Annotated in this window: 23 protein-coding genes and 1 pseudogene; 19 read left to right on the forward strand and 5 right to left on the reverse strand. The window is 69.0% G+C overall.

Features of this window, described 5'->3' with window-relative positions; genetic code table 11:
* Positions 1-34: 34 nt before the first annotated feature.
* From FJ657_RS09035 to FJ657_RS09095, 13 genes are all read left to right on the forward strand, one after another.
* Entirely contained in the window at positions 35-715 is a 681-nt protein-coding gene (locus FJ657_RS09035) for an L-threonylcarbamoyladenylate synthase (protein ID WP_141163329.1), read from the forward strand.
* Positions 706-2,028 carry an MraY family glycosyltransferase gene (locus FJ657_RS09040; protein WP_369407405.1) on the forward strand — a complete coding sequence of 441 codons (1,323 nt, stop codon included), beginning with the start codon at positions 706-708 and terminating at the stop codon, positions 2,026-2,028. The genes FJ657_RS09035 and FJ657_RS09040 overlap by 10 nt, the downstream gene beginning before the upstream one ends.
* A 2-nt stretch (positions 2,029-2,030) precedes the next feature.
* Positions 2,031-2,531: a Cg1360 family ATP-synthase-associated protein gene (locus FJ657_RS09045; protein ID WP_181408926.1), complete on the forward strand. Its 501-nt coding sequence runs from the start codon at positions 2,031-2,033 to the stop codon at positions 2,529-2,531.
* Positions 2,532-2,616: 85 nt separating this feature from the next.
* Positions 2,617-3,417, forward strand: a complete 801-nt coding sequence (atpB, locus tag FJ657_RS09050; protein WP_255447235.1) for a F0F1 ATP synthase subunit A — start codon at positions 2,617-2,619, stop codon at positions 3,415-3,417.
* A gap of 53 nt (positions 3,418-3,470) precedes the next feature.
* Positions 3,471-3,695 carry an ATP synthase F0 subunit C gene (gene atpE, locus FJ657_RS09055; RefSeq protein ID WP_141163330.1) on the forward strand — a complete coding sequence of 75 codons (225 nt, stop codon included), beginning with the start codon at positions 3,471-3,473 and terminating at the stop codon, positions 3,693-3,695.
* A gap of 9 nt (positions 3,696-3,704) precedes the next feature.
* Positions 3,705-4,268, forward strand: coding sequence for a F0F1 ATP synthase subunit B (locus FJ657_RS09060; RefSeq protein WP_141163331.1), 564 nt, complete (start codon positions 3,705-3,707; stop codon positions 4,266-4,268).
* Complete coding sequence (locus FJ657_RS09065) at positions 4,269-5,057, forward strand: F0F1 ATP synthase subunit delta (protein WP_141163332.1); 789 nt, start codon at positions 4,269-4,271, stop codon at positions 5,055-5,057.
* A gap of 24 nt (positions 5,058-5,081) precedes the next feature.
* Complete coding sequence (gene atpA, locus FJ657_RS09070; RefSeq protein ID WP_141163333.1) at positions 5,082-6,719, forward strand: F0F1 ATP synthase subunit alpha; 1,638 nt, start codon at positions 5,082-5,084, stop codon at positions 6,717-6,719.
* 101 nt (positions 6,720-6,820) lie between these two features.
* A complete protein-coding gene (locus tag FJ657_RS09075; protein ID WP_141163334.1) occupies positions 6,821-7,720 on the forward strand; it encodes a F0F1 ATP synthase subunit gamma in 900 nt (299 codons plus the stop codon).
* Between the two features lie 23 nt (positions 7,721-7,743).
* A complete protein-coding gene (atpD, locus tag FJ657_RS09080) occupies positions 7,744-9,213 on the forward strand; it encodes a F0F1 ATP synthase subunit beta (RefSeq protein ID WP_141163335.1) in 1,470 nt (489 codons plus the stop codon).
* 2 nt (positions 9,214-9,215) lie between these two features.
* On the forward strand, positions 9,216-9,476 hold the full coding sequence (locus tag FJ657_RS09085; protein ID WP_141145463.1) for a F0F1 ATP synthase subunit epsilon: 261 nt from the start codon (positions 9,216-9,218) through the stop codon (positions 9,474-9,476).
* A gap of 13 nt (positions 9,477-9,489) precedes the next feature.
* Complete coding sequence (locus FJ657_RS09090; RefSeq protein WP_141163336.1) at positions 9,490-10,011, forward strand: P-loop nucleotide/nucleoside kinase family protein; 522 nt, start codon at positions 9,490-9,492, stop codon at positions 10,009-10,011.
* Entirely contained in the window at positions 10,011-10,763 is a 753-nt protein-coding gene (locus tag FJ657_RS09095) for a YaaA family protein (RefSeq protein WP_141163337.1), read from the forward strand. The genes FJ657_RS09090 and FJ657_RS09095 overlap by 1 nt, the downstream gene beginning before the upstream one ends.
* Positions 10,764-10,833: 70 nt before the next feature.
* Here FJ657_RS09095 and FJ657_RS09100 read toward each other — a convergent pair whose 3' ends face one another.
* The 3 genes and pseudogenes from FJ657_RS09100 to FJ657_RS17385 form a co-directional block, all read right to left on the reverse strand.
* Positions 10,834-11,436, reverse strand: coding sequence for a DNA-3-methyladenine glycosylase I (locus FJ657_RS09100; RefSeq protein ID WP_141163338.1), 603 nt, complete (start codon positions 11,434-11,436; stop codon positions 10,834-10,836).
* Complete coding sequence (locus FJ657_RS17380) at positions 11,433-11,651, reverse strand: methylated-DNA--[protein]-cysteine S-methyltransferase (RefSeq protein ID WP_255447310.1); 219 nt, start codon at positions 11,649-11,651, stop codon at positions 11,433-11,435. The genes FJ657_RS09100 and FJ657_RS17380 overlap by 4 nt, the downstream gene beginning before the upstream one ends.
* 190 nt (positions 11,652-11,841) lie before the next feature.
* A pseudogene (locus tag FJ657_RS17385) lies at positions 11,842-12,015 on the reverse strand (methylated-DNA--[protein]-cysteine S-methyltransferase); the annotation flags it as partial.
* A gap of 162 nt (positions 12,016-12,177) precedes the next feature.
* Here FJ657_RS17385 and FJ657_RS09110 point away from each other — a divergent pair.
* The 5 genes from FJ657_RS09110 (at position 12,178) to FJ657_RS17505 (ending at position 16,805) form a co-directional block, all read left to right on the forward strand.
* Entirely contained in the window at positions 12,178-13,152 is a 975-nt protein-coding gene (locus FJ657_RS09110; protein WP_141163963.1) for an aldo/keto reductase, read from the forward strand.
* 99 nt (positions 13,153-13,251) lie between these two features.
* Positions 13,252-14,229 (forward strand): glycosyltransferase family 2 protein, encoded by a 978-nt coding sequence (locus tag FJ657_RS09115; RefSeq protein ID WP_141163339.1) that lies wholly within the window; start codon positions 13,252-13,254, stop codon positions 14,227-14,229.
* A 21-nt stretch (positions 14,230-14,250) separates the two neighbouring features.
* Complete coding sequence (locus FJ657_RS09120; RefSeq protein ID WP_141163340.1) at positions 14,251-15,390, forward strand: DegT/DnrJ/EryC1/StrS family aminotransferase; 1,140 nt, start codon at positions 14,251-14,253, stop codon at positions 15,388-15,390.
* 30 nt (positions 15,391-15,420) lie between these two features.
* Complete coding sequence (locus tag FJ657_RS09125) at positions 15,421-16,362, forward strand: NAD-dependent epimerase/dehydratase family protein (protein WP_141163341.1); 942 nt, start codon at positions 15,421-15,423, stop codon at positions 16,360-16,362.
* Between the two features lie 98 nt (positions 16,363-16,460).
* Positions 16,461-16,805, forward strand: a complete 345-nt coding sequence (locus FJ657_RS17505; RefSeq protein ID WP_369407406.1) for an acyltransferase — start codon at positions 16,461-16,463, stop codon at positions 16,803-16,805.
* 105 nt (positions 16,806-16,910) lie between these two features.
* On the opposite strand, the gene FJ657_RS09135 is transcribed toward FJ657_RS17505, so the two are convergent.
* Together FJ657_RS09135 and FJ657_RS09140 are read right to left on the reverse strand one after the other, a co-directional pair.
* Positions 16,911-17,867, reverse strand: coding sequence for a Gfo/Idh/MocA family protein (locus FJ657_RS09135; RefSeq protein ID WP_141163343.1), 957 nt, complete (start codon positions 17,865-17,867; stop codon positions 16,911-16,913).
* Positions 17,864-18,958, reverse strand: a complete 1,095-nt coding sequence (locus tag FJ657_RS09140; RefSeq protein ID WP_141163344.1) for a DegT/DnrJ/EryC1/StrS family aminotransferase — start codon at positions 18,956-18,958, stop codon at positions 17,864-17,866. Before FJ657_RS09140 ends, FJ657_RS09135 begins: the two co-directional genes overlap by 4 nt.
* A gap of 205 nt (positions 18,959-19,163) precedes the next feature.
* Between FJ657_RS09140 and FJ657_RS09145 the strand changes: the two genes are divergently transcribed.
* A complete protein-coding gene (locus tag FJ657_RS09145; RefSeq protein WP_141163345.1) occupies positions 19,164-19,895 on the forward strand; it encodes a DapH/DapD/GlmU-related protein in 732 nt (243 codons plus the stop codon).
* The last annotated feature ends 28 nt before the right edge of the window (positions 19,896-19,923 follow it).

Consider the following 19,923-nt stretch of genomic DNA (forward strand, 5'->3'; position numbering starts at 1 on the left):
CTTCCAGGTGGTCGACAGTAGGATTGCCACCGCCATGACCTCGATCTACGACTGCTCCGACGCGTCCGAGCTGCTCACCGGAATGCGGCTCGCGCGGCAGGCGATCGGTCGCGGCGAACTCGTCGTGCTGCCCACCGACACCGTCTACGGGGTCGGCGCCGACGCCTTCTCCGCCGCCGCCGTGCAGCGCCTGCTCGACGCGAAGGGCCGCGACCGCACGGCTCCGCCGCCGGTGCTGGTGCCCGGGATCGCGACGCTCGAGGCCCTCGCCGAGTCGGTTCCGCAGCCGGTGCGCGATCTCGTCGACGAGTTCTGGCCCGGCGGCCTCACGATCGTGCTGCGCGCGCGTCCGACCCTCGACTGGGACCTCGGCGAGACCCGCGGCACCGTCGGCCTCCGCATGCCGAGCGACACGCTCGCGCTCGAGCTGCTCGCCGAGACCGGCCCGCTCGCCGTCTCCAGTGCGAACCTCACGGGTCAGCCGGCCGCCATGACGGCGCAGGAGGCCGAGGGGATGCTGGGTGACAGCGTCGCGGTCTACCTCGACGGCGGTCCGGCGGGGGAGGGCTACGCGGATGCGGCGGCGAGCACCGGCTCGACGATCGTCGACGCCACGCTGCTCGACCACCCCGAGGGGAAGCTGCGCTTCCTGCGTCACGGCGTCATCCCCGACGACGAGATCATCCGCGTCGTGGGGGCCGAGCGGTGCGAATAGTCTTCTACGTCCTGGTCGCCGGCATCGCCGCCGTCGTGACCTTCACGGTGGCGCTGCTGATCTTCCGGCTCAGCCACAAGTACCGGCTCTACCCGAAGATCCGCGCGCGCGACGTGCACACACGCCCGACGCCGCGTCTCGGCGGCATCGCGATGTTCGTGGGCGTGATCGCGGCGTTCGCGGTCGCATCCAAGCTGCCGGCCTTCGAGCTGGTGTTCTCCGACTCCGGCAAGATCCTCGGCGTGCTCGGCGCCGCCCTGCTGACCGTCGTGATCGGCGTGATCGACGACCTCATCGACCTGGACTGGGTGACGAAGCTCGCCGGCCAGGTCATCTCGGCCGCGCTGCTGGCGTGGCAGGGCGCTCAGCTGGCGTCGCTGCCGGTGCCCGGCGGCCTGCTGATCGGATCTCCGTTCCTCTCGCTCGCGGCCACGATCTTCATCTGCATGCTCGTGATGAACGCGGTGAACTTCATCGACGGTCTCGATGGCCTCGTCGCGGGTGTCGCGATCATCGCCAGCGGCGTGTTCTTCATCTACACCTACGTTCTCAGCGTCGGCCCGACCCAGACGGAGTACTTCAACCTGGCGTCGTTCCTCGCGGTGACCGTGATCGGCGTCTGCGTCGGATTCCTGCCGCTCAACTGGCGCCCCGCGAAGCTGTTCATGGGGGATGCGGGTGCTCTGCTCGTCGGTCTGCTCATGGCCGCCTCGACGATCGCCGCGACCGGCCAGCTCGACCCCGGCAACGTGACCGTGCAGGTGCCGACCCCCGACAGCGGCGTCGTGCTCGGCGGGTCGGGGCTGCTGCCGGCGTTCATCCCGATCCTGCTGCCCTTCGCGGTGCTGATCGTTCCGCTGATGGACTTCGCCCTCGCCGTCACGCGGCGCCTGCGCGCGGGCAAGTCGCCGTTCAGCGCCGACCGCAAGCACCTGCACCATCGCCTGCTCGACATGGGCCACTCGCACCTGCACGCCGTGCTGATCTTCTACGGCTGGACCCTCGCCGCCTCGGTCGGCTGCCTGCTGTTCCTGTTCGTCGACTGGTGGTGGGCGCTCATCGTCACAGCACTCGGCTTCCTCGTCTGCGCGATCATCACGCTCTCGCCGCTCAGCCGGCGCAAGGCGGTCGAGGTCGCCGTGCAGAGCGCCAAGCCGGATGCCCAGCTCGCCCAGTTCGACCCGCTCGACTCCGCCGCGGTCGACGACGACGACCCCACGGATGCGGCGGCCGCGGCCGCCCTCCGCCGCGTCGCGACCGGCGGCATCCCCCTGCCCGGCCGATCCGGCCGCACGCCCCGACAGGAGCCCTGATCGTGACCACCGCCCCGCTGTTCCGCCGCATCATCCGCTACGGCGCGGTGCTCGCCCTCGTGGTCGCCGTGCTCGGGGGCGTCGTGGGCGTCCTCGTGGCCGGCGTGCCGGGTCTGCTCGGCGGCCTGATCGGCGCGCTGGCTGCCGTGCTGTTCCTCGTGCTGACCTCGGCGAGCATCCTCGCGGCCGGTCGCGCGACCGGGGGAGACATCACGAACCCGGTCTTCTTCGCGATCGTGCTGGGCGGCTGGATCGTCAAGTTCGTGCTGTTCATCGTGCTGCTGATCTGGCTCAAGAGCCAGGACTGGATCGCGTTCCCGGTGCTCTACGGCGCCCTGCTGGCGTCGATCATCGGCTCGCTCGTCATCGACGTGATCGCGGTGCGCCGCAGCCGCATCCCCTACGTGGAGGTCGCCCTGCCCGGCGACGACGCGGCTGCGACCGACGGCGTGGATGCGGCGCCCGGCGACACGTCGGATGATTCCGACGACAGGCGTCAATGAGGCGCGTTCCGCCCTGCTAGGCTGACAGCAATCCCCGTCAATCGCCGCGCGCAGTCGCGCCCCGATTCAGGAGAAAACGCCTCTCGTGCTTCCTCTCGCTCTGCCCGCCGCTTCGGACGACCAGTTCCAGGGACCGACCATCGGTGAGTTCTTCCCCGATGTGATCCTCTTCGCGGGCACGCCGTTCGAGATGAACCGCATCATGATCATCCGCATCGTGGTGCTGCTGGCGATCGTGATCATCTTCTCCATCGGCACCTACCGCATGAAGCTGGTGCCGGGTCGCTTCCAGGGCCTCATCGAGATCCTGCTCGGCTACCCGCGCCGCGTCGGCGAGGAGCTGCTGGGCGAGAAGGACGGCAAGAAGTTCCTGCCGCTGCTCACCACGATCTTCTTCCTGGTGCTCGGCATGAACATCACCGGCATCGTGCCCGGCATGAACATCGCGGGCACCTCCGTGATCGGACTCCCGATCGTGCTCGCCGTCATCTCCTACGTGACCTTCATCGGCGCGGGTCTGAAGAAGCACCCGGGCACCTTCATCAAGAACTCGCTCGTGCCGCCCGGCGTGCCGCTCCCGCTGGCGCCGCTGATCGCGATCATCGAGTTCTTCTCCACCTTCGTGCTGCGGCCCGTCACGCTGACGCTGCGACTCACGATGAACATGGTCGTCGGCCACCTCCTCCTGGTGCTCTTCTTCACGGCCACCTCGTTCTTCTTCGGCCTGCTCGGCAACGGCAACCCCCTGGGTCTGCTCGGCGCCGGCACCCTGCTCTTCGGATTCGCCTTCTCGGTCTTCGAGATCCTGGTCGCGATCCTGCAGGCGTACGTCTTCACGCTCCTGACCGCGGTCTACACCCAGCTCGCGCTCGCTGAGGAGCACTGAAACCAACCCCCGAGGCCGGACCAACCCGGCCCGACCCTACGGAAGGATCCCTCGTGGAACTCGCTGCACTCTCCGGCAACATCGCGACCGTCGGCTACGGTCTCGCCGCCATCGGCCCGGCCATCGGCGTGGGCATCGTCGTCGGCAAGACGATCGAGTCGGTCGCCCGCCAGCCCGAGCTGCAGGGTCGCCTCACGACCCTCATGTACATCGGCATCGCGTTCACCGAGGCGCTGGCCCTCATCGGCATCGCGACCTACTTCATCTTCACCAACTAAGGACCGACCGTGCTGACCACCGTGATTCGCGCGGCGGAAGGCGGGCACGAGACGATCAACCCGCTCCTGCCGGCCACGCCGGACCTCATCTGGGGCGCCGTCGTCTTCGTCGTGCTGTTCATCTTCTTCTGGAAGATCGTCCTGCCGCGCGTGACCAAGACCCTGGATGAGCGTCGTGACGCCATCGAGGGCGGCATCGAGCGTGCCGAGATCGCCCAGGCCGAGGCGAGCGCCGCTCGCGAGAGCTACCAGGCCCAGCTCGCGGACGCCCGCGGCGAGGCCGGTCGCATCCGCGAGCAGGCTCGTGTCGACGGCGACAAGATCATCGCCGAGAAGAAGGAGCAGGCGTCCGCTGAGGCCGCCCGCATCCTCGCCGCCGCGCAGGCGCAGATCGAGGCGGAGCGCCTGGCCGCTCAGACCTCGCTCCGCACCGAGGTCGGCTCGCTCGCCCTCGACCTCGCCTCCGGCGTGGTCGGCGAGGCGCTCGGCGACGACAAGAAGGCCACCGCTCTCGTCGACCGCTTCCTGGCGGACCTCGAGGCCAGCGAGGCCGCAGGCAAGGCGGGCAAGTAGATGGGTTCCGCGACCAGGAGCGCGCTCGAGGCCGGCATCGCCGCCCTCGGCGCGCGGAAGCCGACCGCGTCGACCGGTGAGCAGCTGCTCGCCGCCGCCCGGGCGATCGACTCCTCTTCGCAGCTCCGCTCGCTCCTGGCCGACCCCTCCGTGAGCGGCGACGACAAGCGCGCCATCGTGTCGCGCGTGTTCGGCTCGCTCGACGGAGTCGCCTCCGCGGTGCTGGTCGCCGCGGCGGAGCAGCGCTGGTCGTCGCCGGCCGATCTCGTCGACGGCGTCGAGGAGCTCGGCATCCGAGCGGTCGTGGCCTCCGCGCCGAAGACCGCCTCGGTCGAGCGCGAGCTCTTCGACGTCCAGCGTGTCGTCGCGAGCGATCCGGAGCTCGAGCTCGCCGTGAGCAGCAAGCTGGGCGACCCGGCGGCGAAGGCCGCCCTGGTCGAGAAGCTGTTCGCCGGCAAGGTCTCCGGTGAGGCCGTGACGATCGTCGCGCACCTCGTGCAGAGCCCCCGCGGACGCCGCATCCGCGCCGCCCTCGGTCGGGCGTCCGAGGTCGTGGCCTCGGCGACCGACCGGCTCGTGGCCACCGTGACCGCGGCCTCGCCGCTCAGCTCCGACCAGCAGAAGCGCTTGAGCGCCGCGCTGGAGGCGCAGTACGGGCTGGCACCGCAGCTCAACGTGATCATCGATCCGGCCGTCATCGGCGGGATCCGAGTGCAGATCGCCGACGATGTGATCGACGGCAGCGTCGCATCGCGTCTCAACGATCTCCGAATCCAGCTCGCCGGCTGATCCGGCACACAGAACAGGAACCTCATGGCAGACATCACGATCAGCCCCGACGAGATCCGCGCCGCGCTGAAGGACTTCGTCGCCGGCTACGAGCCGACGAAGGCCGGCACCACCGAGGTCGGCGTCGTCACCGATGCCGCTGACGGCATCGCCCACGTCGAGGGTCTCCCCGGCGTCATGGCGAACGAGCTCATCAAGTTCGAAGACGGCACGCTCGGCCTCGCCCTCAACCTCGACGAGGACGAGGTCGGTGTCATCGTGCTCGGCGAGTTCGGCGGCATCGAGGAGGGCCAGCAGGTCACCCGCACCGGCGAGGTGCTGTCGGCGCCCGTCGGCGACGGCTTCCTCGGCCGCGTCGTCGACCCGCTCGGCAACCCGATCGACGGACTCGGCGAGATCGCCGCGGAGGGCCGCCGCGCCCTCGAGCTGCAGGCGCCCGGCGTCATGCAGCGCAAGTCGGTGCACGAGCCGCTGCAGACCGGCATCAAGGCCATCGACGCGATGATCCCCGTCGGCCGCGGTCAGCGTCAGCTGATCATCGGCGACCGCCAGACCGGCAAGACGGCCATCGCGATCGACACGATCATCAACCAGAAGGCCAACTGGGAGTCGGGCGACGTCAACAAGCAGGTGCGCTGCATCTACGTCGCGATCGGCCAGAAGGGCTCGACCATCGCCTCGGTGAAGGGCGCGCTCGAGGACGCCGGCGCGATGGAGTACACCACCATCGTCGCGGCCCCCGCCTCCGACCCGGCCGGCTTCAAGTACCTCGCCCCCTACACCGGCTCGGCCATCGGCCAGCACTGGATGTACGGCGGCAAGCACGTCCTGATCATCTTCGACGACCTGTCGAAGCAGGCCGAGGCCTACCGCGCCGTGTCGCTTCTGCTGCGCCGCCCGCCGGGCCGCGAGGCGTACCCCGGCGACGTCTTCTACCTGCACTCGCGTCTGCTCGAGCGCTGCGCGAAGCTCTCCGACGAGCTGGGCGCCGGCTCGATGACCGGTCTGCCGATCATCGAGACCAAGGCGAACGACGTCTCGGCGTACATCCCGACCAACGTGATCTCGATCACCGACGGCCAGATCTTCCTCCAGTCCGACCTCTTCAACGCCAACCAGCGTCCGGCGGTCGACGTGGGCATCTCGGTCTCGCGCGTCGGCGGCGACGCCCAGGTGAAGAGCATCAAGAAGGTCTCCGGCACGCTTAAGCTCGAGCTGGCCCAGTACCGCTCGCTCGAGGCCTTCGCGATGTTCGCGAGCGACCTGGATGCGGCCAGCCGCCGCCAGCTCGCCCGCGGCGCCCGCCTCACCGAGCTGCTGCGTCAGCCGCAGTACTCGCCGTTCCCCGTCGAGCAGCAGGTCGTCTCGATCTGGGCCGGCACCAACGGCCACCTCGACGAGGTGCCGGTGGAGGACGTGCTGCGCTTCGAGCGCGAGTTCCTCGACTACCTCGGCCGCAACACCGAGGTGCTGACCACGCTGCGCGACACCAACGTGCTCAGCGACGAGGTCGTCGAGCAGCTGGTGTCGAACATCGACACCTTCAAGCAGGAGTTCCAGGCTGGTGACGGCAGCGCCCTCGGCGCCCCCGGCACCGAGTCGAGCGACGAGCTCGCCGCCGAGGACATCAACCAGGAGAAGATCGTCAAGGGCCGTCGCTGACGCGACACCCCCACCGAGAACACCGCCGATGCGGTCGGCGGCTCGGGAGCTGAGAAGCCCCGAGCCGCCGGGTCCGCACCGACAACAGACAAGGAAACGACATGGGAGCCCAACTCCGCGTCTACCGGCAGAAGATCCGCTCTGCCCAGACGACGAAGAAGATCACCCGTGCCATGGAGCTGATCTCGGCCTCCCGCATCCAGAAGGCCCAGCAGCGGGTGGCCGCGTCCACCCCCTACGCCCGCGCGGTGACGCGTGCGGTGTCGGCGGTGGCGACGTACTCGAACGTCGATCACATCCTCACGACCGAGCCCCAGAACCCGACCCGCGCCGCGATCGTCGTGTTCACCTCCGACCGCGGCCTCGCCGGCGCGTTCAACTCGCAGGTGCTGCGTGAGGCCTCGGAGCTGCGCACGCGCCTCGAGAACGAGGGCAAGCAGGTCGTGCACTACCTGATCGGCCGCAAGGCGGTGCAGTACTTCCAGTTCCGCCGCCGCGAGTCCGAGGCGCAGTGGATCGGCGGCACCGACAGCCCTGACTTCGAGACGGCGCGCGAGATCGGTCAGACGATCGTCGACAAGTTCGTGCAGCCGACCGACGAGGGCGGCGTCGACGAGATCCATGTCGTCTACAACCGCTTCGTCTCGATGCTGGTCCAGACGCCGGAGACCGTGCGCCTGCTCCCGCTCGAGGTCGTCGAGGGCGTGGGGGAGAGCGACGCCGAGGGTGTGCTCCCGCTCTACGAGTTCGAGCCCGACGCCGACACGGTGCTCGACTCGCTGCTCCCGGTGTACATCGAGAGCCGCATCTTCAACGCGATGCTGCAGTCGTCGGCCGCAAAGCACGCCGCCACCCAGAAGGCCATGAAGGCCGCGAGTGACAACGCGGACAAGCTGATCCGCGACTACACCCGACTGGCGAACAACGCCCGCCAGGCCGAGATCACCCAGCAGATTTCCGAGATCGTGGGCGGCGCCGACGCCCTCAGCTCGGCGAAGTGACCACAGGAAAAGAGAGACACGAGATGACTCCCACCGCGACCGAGAACCAGACCTCCGGGTCGTCGACCGCGCCGGCCGGCGTCGGACGCGTCGCCCGCGTCACCGGCCCCGTCGTCGACATCGAGTTCCCGCACGACGCGATCCCCGAGATCTACAACGCGCTGCACACCGACATCACGATCGGCGACGACACCACCACGATCACCCTCGAGGTCGCCCAGCACCTCGGTGACGACCTGGTGCGCGCGATCGCGCTGAAGCCGACCGACGGCATCGTCCGCGGCCAGGAGGTGCGCGACAGCGGCGCCGCCATCTCGGTGCCCGTCGGCGACGTCACCAAGGGCAAGGTCTTCGACGTCACAGGTCAGATCCTCAACCTCGAGCCCGACGAGAAGATCGAGATCACCGAGCGCTGGCCCATCCACCGCAAGCCGCCGTCGTTCGACCAGCTCGAGTCGAAGACGCAGCTCTTCGAGACCGGCATCAAGGTCATCGACCTCCTCACCCCCTACGTGCAGGGTGGCAAGATCGGCCTCTTCGGCGGTGCGGGCGTCGGCAAGACCGTCCTCATCCAGGAGATGATCCAGCGCGTCGCGCAGGACCACGGTGGTGTGTCGGTGTTCGCCGGTGTCGGCGAGCGCACCCGTGAGGGCAACGACCTCATCCACGAGATGGAGGAGGCGGGCGTCTTCGACAAGACCGCCCTCGTCTTCGGCCAGATGGACGAGCCGCCGGGAACGCGTCTGCGCGTCGCCCTGTCGGCCCTGACCATGGCGGAGTACTTCCGCGATGTCCAGAAGCAGGACGTGCTGCTCTTCATCGACAACATCTTCCGCTTCACGCAGGCGGGCTCCGAGGTGTCGACGCTGCTCGGCCGCATGCCCTCCGCGGTGGGCTACCAGCCGAACCTCGCCGACGAGATGGGCGTGCTCCAGGAGCGCATCACCTCGACGCGCGGCCACTCGATCACCTCGCTGCAGGCGATCTACGTGCCGGCCGACGACTACACCGACCCGGCGCCGGCGACGACCTTCGCGCACCTCGACGCGACGACCGAGCTCTCGCGTGAGATCGCGTCGAAGGGCCTCTACCCGGCCGTCGACCCGCTGACCTCGACCAGCCGCATCCTCGACCCCCGTTACCTGGGCGCCGACCACTACCGCGTCGCGACGACGGTCAAGCAGATCCTCCAGAAGAACAAGGAGCTGCAGGAGATCATCGCGATCCTCGGTGTCGACGAGCTCAGCGAGGAAGACAAGATCACCGTCGCCCGCGCGCGCCGCATCCAGCAGTTCCTGTCGCAGAACACCTACATGGCGAAGAAGTTCACCGGTGTCGAGGGTTCGACGGTTCCGCTGAAGGACACGATCGAGTCGTTCGACGCGATCGCCCGCGGTGACTTCGACCACGTGGCCGAGCAGGCGTTCTTCAACGTCGGCCCGATCTCGGACGTCGAGGAGAACTGGGCGAAGATCCAGAAGGAGAACGGCTGATCATGGCCGACCTCCAGGTGAGCGTCGTCTCCGCCGACGCCGAGCTCTGGTCGGGGGCCGCGCGACAGATCGTCGCGCGGACCACCGAGGGAGAGATCGGCATCCTCGCCGGACACGAGCCGATCCTCGCGATCCTCGCCCAGGGCGAGGTGCGCGTGACCACGACGGAAGGCGAGGTCGTCACCGCGAACGCGGCCGACGGCTTCCTCTCGGTCGACAACGATGTGGTGACGGTCGTCGCAGGCGACGCCACGCTCGTCTGATTCGAGCATCGTCGTGCTGATCGCCATGGCCGGGCTTCCCGGCGTCGGCAAGAGCGCGATCGCGGATGCGATCGGAGAACGACTCGGCCTCGCGGTCGTGTCGGTCGATCCGATCGAGTCCGCGATCCTGCAGGCCGGCATCGACGGCGATCAGCCGACGGGTCTCGCCGCCTACCTGGTGGCGGAGACCCTGGCCGATGCGGTGCTGCAGACCGGGCGCGGCGTGATCGTGGACGCGGTCAACGCCGTCGCTCCCGCGCGCGAGCAGTGGGTCCGCCTCGCGGCCCGTCGTGACGTCGCCGTCCGCTTCATCGCGGTCGAGTGCTCCGACCCCGAGGTTCACCGCGCTCGGCTCGAGTCGCGTGAGCGCGACCTCGCGCCGCTCGAGGAGCCGACGTGGCACGCCGTCGAGCGCAGCCTCGACGAGTGGGAGGACTGGGCCGGCGAGTCGGCCGACGTCCGGCGACTGACGATCGACACGCTCCGTCCGCTCGAGGAGTGCGTCGCCGAGGCCGTGGAGTTCGTGCGCGGCTGATGCTCCTGCTGCTGCCTCCCTCGGAGACGAAGCGGCGTGGCGGCTCGACCTCCGGTCTCGACCTCGCCGCGCTTTCGTTCCCCGCTCTGACCGATCACCGCCTGGCGACCCTGGCCGCCATCGGCGAGCTGTCGCGAGACCTCGACGCTGCGGTTCGCGCACTCAAGCTCGGTCCGAAGTCGGCCGACGCCGCCGCACTCAACGTCGATCTGCGCACGGCTCCGACGATGCCGGCGATCGACCGCTTCGACGGCGTGCTCTATGAGTCGCTGGATGCGCCGTCGCTCGCTGCTCCGCCCCGGGACTGGCTCGGACGCAACGCGGTCGTCTCGTCGGCGCTGTTCGGGCTGCTCGGCGCCCTGGATGCGGTTCCGGCGTACCGCCTCAGCGCGGATTCACGACTCCCGGGACTCTCTCTCGGACGTCACTGGCGATCCGCGCAGTCGAGCGCCCTCGCAGCATCCGAGGGACTCGTGCTCGACCTGCGCTCGGAGGCCTACGCCGCGCTCGGACCGGCCCCGCGCCGGGACGACAGCGTCTACCTCCGCGTCGTGACCGAGGGCGCCGATGGCCGTGCTCGTGCGCTGAACCACTTCAACAAGGCGGCCAAGGGGCGGCTCACCCGGGCACTCGCCGAGACCGCCGCCGCGCCCGCGACGGTGGATGCCCTGCTCGACTGGGCGGCCGAGACCGGGTTCGTGCTGCGCCGCGGCGCACCGGGCGAGCTCGATCTCGTGGTCGGACAGCCGTGATCGGATTCCGCTCTCGACTCGCTGCCGCGTGAACGTCAGTCCGCTTCAGGGGCTCTGAGGGGGACGCGCGTCAGGCGGCTTCGGCCCGCCAGCATCCGGCGAGGTGGTCGTCGACGAGCCCGGCCGACTGCATCAGCGCATAGAAGGTCGTCGGCCCGACGAAGCGGAAGCCCAGCTTGCGGAGGTGCTTGCTCGCGGCCGTCGACTCGGAAGTGATCGCCGGGAGGTCGCCGAAAGCTCGAGGACGGTCGGCAGGGTCGCGCGGCGGGGGAGCGAAGCCCCAGACGATCCGGTCGAGTGCGCCGGGATCGTCGCGCACGAGATCGACGAGCGTGCGGGCGTTCGCGATGGTGGCGTCGATCTTGGCGCGGTTGCGGATGATGCCGGGGTCGGCGAGCAGCCGCTGCACGTCGTGGTCGTCGAAGGCGGCCACAGTTTCGATGTCGAAGTCGGCGAAGGCGCTGCGGAAGGTCGGTCGGCGGCGCAGGATCGTGATCCACGACAGTCCCGACTGGAACGCCTCGAGGCTCAGCTTCTCGAACAGCGCCCGATCGCCGTGCAGCGGGCGCCCCCATTCCTCGTCGTGATAGCGCTGGTACTCCGGGTCGTCGCCGCTCCAGCCGCAGCGCGCGACGCCGTCCGTGCCGATGTGGAGAGCAGGGCGCTCGCTCACGCCGCGCTCTCGGCCGCGCCGGTCTCCAGACCGAGTGCGAGCTCGACGGCGGTCTCGACCTCGCGCGTGCTGGGGAGACGGAACGGGATCCCCTCGTGCTCGAGCAGCCACGCCTTCGTCGCGACGCCCTCGCCGGCGCTGTAGCCGGTGATGCGCCCGTCGCTTGCGAGCACCCGATGGCACGGCACGAGGATCGGCACCGGGTTCGCTCCCACCGCACCGCCGACGGCCCGCCCCCGCGGTCGCGCGGCCGGTGGCGCGCCCGAGCTCGCCGTAGGTCACGACCTCGCCCCACTCCAGGTCGACGAGCTCCTCCCAGACCGAGGTCTGGAACGCCGTGCCGCCCAGCTTCACCGGAACGTCGAAATCGCGGCGCGAGCCGGCGAAGTACTCGTCGAGCTGCGCGGCCGCCTGGTCGAGCACCGGGTCGCTCGACTCGGGGAGGTCGTCGTGCGGCAGCCGCCCTCGGCACTCGATGCTCAGCGCGACGACGGCCTCGCCATCGCCGACCAGTTCGAGCCGGCCGAGGGGTGAGTCGACACGACGCAGCGAGCGGGGGCTCTCGGAGGTGGTGGTCATGTGCTCACGGTAGCGAGCGCCGGCGACATCCGGCCGGACGATCCGTCCGCCCGTGGAGAACACCGCGGCGGCCAGGAGGGGGAGGGATGACGATGACCGCGGCCGGTCCGCTGAACGTTCCCGGTGACCGTCGCCGCGCCGCCCTAGGCTGGTCGCGTGAGCATGGAATACCGCACCCTCGGCCGCTCCGGCCTCCGCGTCTCCGCCGTCGGTCTCGGCTGCAACAACCTGGGTCGCACCGGCACCCTGACCTTCGAGCAGTCGGGTGCTGACGCGGTCGTCAACGCCGCCATCGATGCCGGCGTGACGCTCTTCGACACGGCCGACATGTACGGAGCCGAGTTCGGTCTGAGCGAGCGGATGCTGGGGAGCGCGCTCGGCGCACGGCGCGACGAGGTCGTGGTCGCCACCAAGTTCGGTCACGCCGACTACCCGGCGCCGATCAGCGGCTGGGGTGCGAAGGGGTCGCGGCGCTACATCCGCCAGGCCGTCGAGGGCTCGCTCAGCCGACTGGCCACCGATCGCATCGACCTCTATCAGCTGCACACTCCCGACCCGATCACGCCCATCGACGAGACCCTCCAGGCTCTCGATGAGCTCGTGAAAGAGGGGAAGGTGCTCTACATCGGGCACTCGAACCTCTCCGGATGGCAGCTCGCCGAGGCCGAGCTCACGGCTCAGCTGCTCGGCACGACGCATTTCATGTCGGCGCAGAACGAGTACAGCCTGCTTCAGCGCGGCGTCGAGCAGGAGCTGCTCCCGGCGGCCGAGCACTTCGGCGTCGGCTTCCTGCCCTACTTCCCGCTCGCGAACGGCCTCTTCAGCGGCAAGTTCTCGCGCACCGAGCGCCCGGCCGACACGCGCATCGCGCGCCAGCGTCCGCACATCGCCGACAACGCCCCGTGGGATGCGATCGAGGCCCTCACGACCTTCGCCGCCGAGCGCGGCGTCTCGATCCTCGAGGCGACCATCGGCTGGCTGCTCGCCCAGCCCGCGCTGACGAGCGTGATCGCGGGCGCGACGAAGCCGGAGCAGATCGTGCAGAACGCGGCCGCCGCGACGGCCTGGACGCCGGACGTCGAGGAGATCAGCGCGATCTCGCGCCTGTTCACGTCGTCGGCATCCTCGCGCGTGTGACGCCGCGGGGCGGAGTCGGCGCGCATCTGTGCGGGTAGTCTTGAGGATGTTGTGCTCCGCCGATCGGCGAGATGCCCAGTGAACGACCGAGAAGGACCGATGACCGACAGTTCGCCTCTGCTGAGCCTCATCGTCCCCGCGTACAACGAGGTCGAGTCGGTCGAGGAGATCGTCGACTTCTTCCGTGACATCCGCCGCGAGCACCCGGAGATGCGATTCGAGCTGCTCGTCATCGACGACGGATCGAGCGACGGCACGCTGGCGGCGATCGAGCCTCTCTTCGCGGAAGACGAAGCGTTCACCCTCGTCCAGCTCTCACGCAACTTCGGATCGCACGCGGCGATCTCCGCGGGACTCGCCTACGCGCGCGGCGATGCCGCCCTGACGCTGAGCGCCGATCGCCAGGAGCCGCTCAGCGCCGTCGGTCAGTTCATCGAGGCATGGCGCGCCGGCGGTGAGCTCGTCTGGGGGCTTCGCAGCACGCGCGCGATGAAGCGCGGGCTGTCGAATTCCTTCGCGGAGGCCTTCTCGCGCATCTATCAGGCCAACTCCGACGTGCCGACCTATCCGAAGGAAGGCCCCTCGCAGATCCTGCTCGCTCGTCGTGCCATCGACGCGGTGGTGGCGATGCCGGAGCTGAATCGCAACGTGCTCGCGATGGCGGCGTGGACCGGCTTCGACCAGCGGGCTGTCTACTTCGAGCAGCTCCCGCGCCCGCACGGTGTGAGCAAGTGGACGCTGCGCAAGAAGATGAAGCTCGTCGTCGACTCTTTCGTGCAGTTCTCCCATGCCCCGCTGGAGTGGATCGCCTGGGGCGGCCTCGCCATCGGGGCCGTAGGTGCGCTCGCGCTGCTCACTGCGCTCGTGCTGGCCTTCACTCCGGCCTCCGCGGGATCCGGCACGGCGCTGGTGTCCGGTCTCGTGCTCGCGGTCGGCGGCATGAACCTCGTCGGCATGGGCGTGCTCGGCGAGTACATCTGGCGCGCGGGTGACGACGCTCGTCGTCGCCCGGTCTTCATCGTGCGGAGGGTGCGCGGCTCGGCAGATGCCTCGGGCGCGCGCGACGACCTGCGCTGATCACCACACGAAAGGATGACGATGACCCGCAGCATCCCGCTCGGACGACCCACTGTCGGCCAGGAGGAGCTCGACGCGATCTCGGAAGTGTTCGACTCGGGATGGCTGTCGGGTGCGGGGCCGAGCTGTCTCGCGTTCGAGTCGGAGTTCGCGGAGGCGATGGGCGCCTCGGGCGCGCTCGCCACGAGCAACTGCGGCACGGCGCTGCACCTGGCGCAGCTCGCGTTCGGGATCAAGCCGGGCGATGAGGTCATCGTCGGCGACTACACCTTCCCGGCGACCGGGCATTCGGTGATGTGGTCGGGTGCGACTCCGGTCTTCGTCGATATCCGGCGCGACATCTGGAGCATCGACCCGGCGCAGGTCGAGGCTGCGATCACCCCGCGCACGGTCGGCATCATCGCCGTGGACGTGTTCGGCCAGCCCGCCGACTACGACGAGCTGCGCGCGATCGCCGACCGGCACGGGCTGTGGCTGCTCGAAGACGGCGCCTGCTCGGCAGGCGCGACGTACAAGGGGCGCCCGGCCGGCAGCCTCGCTGATGCCGCCGCTTTCAGCTTCCACGGACGGAAGGGCATCACCGCCGGTGAGGGTGGCGCGCTCGTCAGCGACGATGCTGATCTCATCGGGCACGCGCGGAAGCTGCACACGTACGGCATCGCCCCCGCGATCACGCGGGAGGGACAGGCGACCCTCCCGGTCCCGTCGTTCGACGAACTCGGCTACAACTACCGGATGTCTGACATCCAGGCCGCGATCATGCGGGTGCAGGTGCGCCGACTGCCGGAGCTCCTGCGCCAGCGTCAGGTCGTCGCCGACCGCTATCGCGAGCGCCTCAGCGACCTCGAGCAGATCCTCCTGCCCGCGCAGCTCGATGACCGCACGCACCCCTGGCAGTCGTACGTGATCACCGTCGCTGCGGGGATCGACCGCGGCGCGGTCGCCCTGGCGCTGCGGGAGCGCGGCGTCGGCTGCAACTTCGGAACCTACGCGAGCCACGTGCAGCCGCTTTACGGCGAGCGCGAGAGCCTGCCGGTCTCCGCTGATCTGTTCCAGCGGCACATCGCCATTCCGATGTACGCCGGACTCGCTGAAGACGACGTCGACTACGTCGCCGACACCCTGCGCGACGTCGTCGCGTCGGCTGCCGTCCGCCGCTGAACACAAGACACAACGAGGAAGAACGAAGAGATGACTGAGAAGAAGACCGTTTTCGTGGCCGGAGGCGCGGGCTTCATCGGCCTGCACGTCGTGCGTCAGCTGCTCGAGCGCGACTGGAAGGTGCGCATCTTCGACAACATGTGGCGCGGCGACCGCGACGCGGCGAACGAGCTCGCGAAGTCCGGCGACGTGGATGTCGTGGATCAGGACATCCGCTACGGCGGAGCCGTGCTCGCCGCGATGAAGGGCGCGGATCGTGTCGTCCACCTCGCTGCCGACTCGATCAACAAGAGCGTCGCCGACCCGTACAGCAGCTTCGACGTCAATGTGCAGGGCTCCCTGAACGTGGTCTCCGCCGCCGCCGAGCTCGGCGTGCAGCGGCTCGTCTACGCATCGAGCGCCTCGGTGTACGGCGACCCGAAGAAGCTGCCGATGCACGAGGACGACCAGCTCAGCCCGCTGACCCCGTACTGCATCGGCAAGCGCACCGTCGAGGACATGCTCGGCTACTACCAGCGTCGCTCCGGCCTGTCGTGGATCGCACTGCGCTTCTTCAACGTGTACGGCCCTGGGCAGAAGACGACCGCGTACTACACCTCCGTGATCAACCACTTCGTGAACCGTCTGCGCAACGGCGAGCCGCCGATCATCGACGGCAAGGGCGAGCAGTCGATGGACTTCATTCACGTCGAGGACATCGCTCGTGCCGTCGTGCTCGCGACCGAGTCCGAGCAGGGTAACGTGCCCATCAACGTCGGCACGGGGATCCAGACCAGCGTGGCGCAGCTCGCGCGCATCCTCATCGACGCCGTCGGCGCGGATGTCGAGCCGCAGTTCAACCCCCGCGACGTGCTCGTGTCGAGCCGCGCAGCCGACACGACTCGTGCCAAGGAGGTCATCGGCTTCGAGTACTCGATCCCGGTCGAGCAGGGCATGACGGATCTCATCCGCTACGAGACCCAGCGCGGCTGACCGGAATGGCGGCCCTCCCCGAGAACCCGTACAACGAGCTCGCCTGGATCGTCGGGGAGCCGATCGTCGGGGCCGGCACCTGGATCGGCGCGTTCACGGTGATCGACGGCTCGGGCGGACTCACGATCGGCGAGGGGTGCGACATCTCATCAGGGGTGCACATCTACACGCATTCGTCCGCGAAACGGTGCGTTTCCGGACGTCGATTCGCTTCCGTCGAGCGAGAACCCGTGCGGATCGGCGACCGCGTGTTCATCGGAGCGAATGCGGTGATCAACATGGGTGTGAGCATCGGCGATGAGGCGGTCGTCGGCGCCGGAGCGGTCGTGACGAAGGACGTGCCGGCTCGCACTGTCGTCGTCGGAGTCCCTGCACGTCCCGTTTCGCGCGTCGAGTTCGTCGATGGTGACGCCGAGCCGAGGTTCACGCCGATCCCGGACTGATCGGACGGGCGGTGTGGCGAACGCGCCTGCGCCCCCGAGACGTCGAAGCGGAAAGAGGGGCCCGGGGTCAGACCGGGCCCCTCTGGAATCTCCCGTCCGGAAGGACTACTCGGCCCGCCCGGCGAGCGCTTGATCGACGATGCGATGAGCGGGAAGGATCGATTCGCGTTCGGCGTCGGCGTCGACCTCGCCGGCGATGAGCTGAAGAAAACGGTCGAACTGCGCGGCGAGAGGCTCCTTGCCGAAGATCTCCGGGACCTCCATCTCAGTCGACTGGCGGAAGCCGGCGCCGTCGGCGCCGTCATCCGAGAGCGTCGTGTGCCGATACACCGTCACGCCGCGGCGGAGGAGGTCGATCTCGACCATGTTCTCGAGACTCTGGATGACCATGCTCCGGACCTTGCGCTGACCGATCCGCGACGCCGAGGCCGATGCGATGCCCCCGTCGTCGAATCGCAGCGTGGTCTCGATGACGTCTTCCGCACCGGGCACGGAGAGTGGGTGGTAGAGACCCGACTCGACATTGATCGAGGCGGGGGTCTTGCCGCGGTAGAACTGCGCGATCAAGTCCACGTCGTGCACGAGGAGGTCCCAGGCGACGCCGGTCTTGATGCGCGGGGCGTACGGCGAATGACGTTCCGCTCGGATGAACAGCGGGGTGTCGACGAGCTTGCGCGCCACGATGACGGCGGGGTTATAGCGCTCGAGGAAGCCGCACATGATCGGCACTCCGGCGGTACGCGACGCAGCGAGGATCTGCTCGGTCTGCTCGAGGGAAGGGCAGATCGGCTTCTCGACGAGCAGCGGCAGGTCGAGCGCGATGATGTCGCTCGCGATGCGGAAGTGATGCTCCGTCGTCGCGGCGATGACGACGCCATCGAGGTCGCCCTTCTCCTCGATCGAGGGAACCCACCGCGCCCCGTAGCGGTCGGCGGTCGGCCGACCGGTCTCCTCGAATGGATCGACGACGAGCTCGAGCGTCGCATCCGGGTTCTCGGCGATGACCCGCGCGTGATTGCGCCCCATGGAGCCGGCGCCGACGAGCGCGATCCGCCGCGTCATGCGCCGAGCACCTGGCGCACGGCGGCGGCGACAGTGCGTACCTCGTCGTCGGTCAGGTGCTGGTGCACCGGGATCGACAGGCAGCGGCGGGCGACCGACGCGGCGACCGGCGCATCGTCGATGATGACGTCCTCGCGAGCGCGGTAGACGTCGTAGTCGAAGACGAGCTTCGGGTAGTAGATGCCGCTTCCCACGCCCGCCGCGGCGAGCTTCTCGACGACCGTGTCGCGATCGACGCCCTCGGGGAGCAGCAGAGTGTACTGGTGCCAGACGTGCTCCCGGCCGTCGAGCTGTCGGGGGAGGACGAGACCGTCGACGTCACCGATGAGCTCCGTGAGGAGAGCGGCGTTCTGCTGACGGCGCGCGACGAGCTCGTCGTAGCTGTCGAGTTGCGGGAGCGCCACGGCGGCCTGCAGGTCGGTGAGACGGTGATTGTGTCCGGCGACCTCATACACGTACCGCTGCCGCATGCCCTGGTTGCGCAGCACGCGCAGTCGATCCGCGATCTCGTCGTCATCGGTCGTGATGATCCCGCCCTCGCCCGTGGTGAGGTTCTTGGTCGCATAGAACGAGAACGTGCCGATGCCGAAGGTGCCGACCCCCTGATCGTGATACCGGGCGCCATGGGCTTGTGCGGCATCTTCGATGATCTTCAGTCCGTGGCGTCGGGCGATCTCGACGAGCGGGGCCATGTCGGCGGACTGCCCGTAGAGGTGCACCGGCATGATGACCTTCGTGCGCGGTGTGATCCGCGCCTCGACGCTCGCGGGGTCGAGTGCGAAGTCCTCCGTGCGGATGTCGCCGAAGCGCACCGTGGCGCCGGCCTCGAGGATCGCGTTGAGAGTGGCGATGAAGGTGAACGGACTGGTGATGACCTCGTCGCCCGGCTGCAGATCCAGCACCTCGACCGCGGCGACCAGGGCGGTGGTCCCGTTGTTCACCGCGACGGCGTGCTTCGCGCCCTGGAGCTCCGCGAAGCGCTGCTCGAGCTCGGCGACGACCGGTCCTTGCGCGATGATCCCCGAGCGGATGACCGAGAGGACGCGTTCCTCTACTTCGGGTCCGAGTCGGACGGTCGAGATCGGGATCACTGCACGCTCGCTTTCAGTTGACGCTTCGTCGAGCATATAAGGAGCGCGCCCCCGTTCCTGGGCGCGGGGGAGTCGAGGTCAAGTCGCGCTGGGGTAAAGTTGCCGCTCGGGTCGCGCCGGGGTTCGTCAGGATCTGCGCCGGTGGGAATCCCTTTCCTCCGTGGCCGCGGTGCCGCGCACGCACGTCGAGACGAGTTCCCCCGATATGAGTTCCTCCATCCATGCTTCCGCGGTCATCGGCGACGGCGTCGAGCTGGGGCAGGACGTCACGATCGGGCCCGGCGCGGTGGTGCTGGGTCCGGCTCGGATCGGCGACCGTGTCTGGATCGGGGCGCTGTCGGTGATCGGCGCTCCTCCCGAGATCTCCTCGCTGAGGCAGAATCGCGCCTGGGCGGGCGAGCTGGAACACGCCGGCGTCGTGATCGAGCCGGACTCGGTCATCCGCGAGCACGTGAACGTTCACCAGGGGAGCCACCGCGCGACGACCGTGGGCGCCGCCAGCTGGCTCCTCAACCGCAGCTACATCGCTCATGACGTCGTGCTCGGGGAAGGGGTCACGCTCTCCGCCGGCGTGAGCGTCGGCGGCCACTGCTCGATCGGGGCGGGGGCGAACATCGGGATGAACGCCGCTGTCCACCAGCGCCGTCTCGTCGGGCCGGGCGCGATGATCGGGATGGGCACGCCTCTCTCTCGGGACGTGCCGCCGTTCGCCATGGTCTTCGGCGCGCCGCCCCGGCTGCGCCGGCTCAATGCTCATGCGCTCGGCCGACGCGGCATCTCGGCCGACGCCGTCAGCGCACTCGCGGACGCCTACCGTCAAGGAGATCTCGAGCTCGCGCGGGTCGACGGTCTCGGCGAACTGGCAGCCGAGATCGACTGGTGGTCGGCGCACGCCGACCGGCGACCGGTCGCGGTCGACATGGAGGGACCCCGATGAGCGAATCACCTCGGGATCGAGCCGCTGC

This window comes from Schumannella soli, from assembly GCF_006517435.1.
Classification (GTDB): Bacteria; Actinomycetota; Actinomycetes; order Actinomycetales; family Microbacteriaceae; genus Schumannella; species Schumannella soli.